Source organism: Chromohalobacter sp. 296-RDG, assembly GCF_029889885.1.
GTDB lineage: Bacteria > Pseudomonadota > Gammaproteobacteria > Pseudomonadales > Halomonadaceae > Chromohalobacter.
Window position 1 is genome coordinate 1 of the sequence record NZ_JARANY010000254.1, and the last position, 952, is coordinate 952.

Below are 952 nucleotides of genomic sequence, written 5' to 3' on the forward strand. Positions count from 1 at the left end.
GGGAGACAGGACCACCTCGGCGCTGGCCGTCAGCGTCCAGGTGGTCCCGCCGTCGATGGTGATACAAGACCACTGCACCCAGGTGGCCTGCCCGCTGCGCGGAATGTCAGGAGTAGGCGGTGGTATCGAGGTTTTCGGTCCCTGGATTCATAGAATCACCATGAGTTTCTGCCCGGGTGAGACATCACCCGGGCAATTACCATTACCTAAAGACGTTACAGCGTCATGTATGGCTGGGCTTCTCCGGCGCGAAACTGGTAGACATTCCAGTCATCCTGCTTTGGCCCAGGCATACCCGGGGTCCCGATGGGCATGCCCGCCAGGCCGATGCCGTCGGTATCGGGGTACTCCTCGAAGAGCCGCTCCACTGCCTCGAAGGGCACATGGCCTTCGATGATGTACTCACCCATCTCGATGGTGTGGCAGGAGCCCAGACCGTAGGGAAGCCCGGCACGTTCCTTGACCTGGCCGATCGGCACGTCGTCGACGATGGTGACCTCGACGCCAAGCGCTTCGAGTTGGCGGGCATATTCATCGCAGCAGCCGCACTGGGGGTTCTTGTAGAGGGTCGCCGCATCGGGCATAGCGGCCTGTGCGGTGCCGGCACCGATCAGCAGCGCTGCGGAGACAACAAGAGTGGGGGCAAAACGGTTCATGAGCGATCCTCCCGAGACCGACGAGACGTGAAGAGGTACTTGGCGAGAGCGGCAATGCCGAGACCGAGCAGAAGCATGACGGTCAAGGGCATCAGCCAGCCCATCCAGCCCATTGACCCCATCAGGGCAAAGCAATCGTTGGCGTACATGATGTGACTCCTGACGAAAGAAAGGGGGCGCCGATAACGAGCCAATACGTCGTTACCGGGAAGTCGAGCGACGTCAGGACTTGGGAGGTTCTCGGGGTGGTGCAGCGATGAACTCGACCACGGCCGGGTCGGCCAGGTCTACAAGAG

At 61.3% G+C, this 952-nt stretch carries 2 protein-coding genes; both read right to left on the reverse strand.

Translation table 11 applies throughout. The features are described 5' to 3' along the window. Positions 1-215: 215 nt before the first annotated feature. Positions 216-656 carry a DUF411 domain-containing protein gene (locus OP495_RS18315; protein WP_035414640.1) on the reverse strand — a complete coding sequence of 147 codons (441 nt, stop codon included), beginning with the start codon at positions 654-656 and terminating at the stop codon, positions 216-218. After that, complete coding sequence (locus tag OP495_RS18320) at positions 653-805, reverse strand: hypothetical protein (RefSeq protein ID WP_175575879.1); 153 nt, start codon at positions 803-805, stop codon at positions 653-655. The genes OP495_RS18315 and OP495_RS18320 overlap by 4 nt, the downstream gene beginning before the upstream one ends. Positions 806-952: the final 147 nt, after the last annotated feature.

Coding starts and splice junctions, on each gene's coding strand:
- OP495_RS18320 (WP_175575879.1), bottom strand. CDS start 805: ATGTACGCCAACGATTGCTTTGCCCTGATGGGGTCAATGGGCTGGATG.
- OP495_RS18315 (WP_035414640.1), bottom strand. CDS start 656: ATGAACCGTTTTGCCCCCACTCTTGTTGTCTCCGCAGCGCTGCTGATC.